The 411-nt window shown below is 47.0% G+C and carries 2 rRNA genes; both read left to right on the top strand.

The features are described 5' to 3' along the window. Nucleotides 1-125 (top strand): 23S ribosomal RNA (locus tag FCL48_RS24735); the annotation flags it as partial. A 178-nt stretch (nucleotides 126-303) separates the two neighbouring features. Beyond that, nucleotides 304-411 (top strand): 5S ribosomal RNA (gene rrf / locus FCL48_RS24730); the annotation flags it as partial.

Below are 411 nucleotides of genomic sequence, written 5' to 3'. Positions count from 1 at the left end.
ATGAGATATCCCATGGCATTAGCCATCTGAAGGGTCGTGGTAGACCACCACGTTGATAGGTCGGGTGTGGAAGTGTAGTAATACATGGAGCTTACCGATACTAATAACCCGTGTGGCTTATCCATATCTTTTGATTAATGAACTACTGATTATTCTACTATTCAATTGTCGAGCTTTTGAGGTAATGGCCTGGGACTCTCTCCCCTGCCCTTACTGGTAGATCGTTATGGCGACAGCAAGATGACATAACTCCTTGCTGGTACCTTCATCTAATAAGATGGGGCTGAGTCATACAACAAGTTTTACGGCGGTCATAGCAAAGAGGATCCACCCGTTCCCATTCCGAACACGGAAGTTAAGCTCTTTAGCGCCGATGGTACTGCACGGGCGACTGTGTGGGAGAGTAGGTCA

It is taken from the genome of Desulforhopalus sp. IMCC35007 (genome assembly GCF_005116575.1).
GTDB lineage: Bacteria > Desulfobacterota > Desulfobulbia > Desulfobulbales > Desulfocapsaceae > Desulforhopalus_A.
Note: the sequence above shows the minus strand (reverse complement) of the source record. Positions and strands in the feature narration are given on the sequence as shown.